The organism is Adlercreutzia sp. DFI.6.23, from assembly GCF_024462535.1.
In the GTDB taxonomy this organism is placed as follows: Bacteria; Actinomycetota; Coriobacteriia; order Coriobacteriales; family Eggerthellaceae; genus Adlercreutzia; species Adlercreutzia rubneri.
Map to the genome: position 1 here is coordinate 1 of NZ_JANGBP010000796.1, position 288 is coordinate 288.

At 75.0% G+C, this 288-nt stretch carries 1 protein-coding gene; it reads left to right on the forward strand.

Annotated elements, in window-relative coordinates; all coding sequences use genetic code 11:
* Positions 1–288, forward strand: a 288-nt coding sequence (locus NE591_RS15510) for an ATP-binding cassette domain-containing protein (protein ID WP_256157131.1), incomplete at both ends; no start/stop codon positions are given.

Here is a 288-nt window from a genome sequence, read left to right on the forward strand (position 1 = left end):
GGTGCGCCGCGGCCCCTTCGGCGACCTCTTCCATGGGCGCCACGGCCAGAATCTCGTTCACCCGGCGCACCCGGCGGGCACTGAGGTGGCGCTTGAGAACGTGACCTTCGCCTACCCCGGCTCGGCGCGCCCGGCCCTGCGCGACGTGAGCCTCACGGTGCCGGCTGGCGCCACGGTGGCACTCGTCGGGCCCTCCGGCGGCGGCAAGAGCACGCTGGCGAGCTTGGTGCCGCGCTTTTGGGATCCGCAGGAGGGCGTGGTCGCGGTGGGCGGCGCCGATGTGCGGCG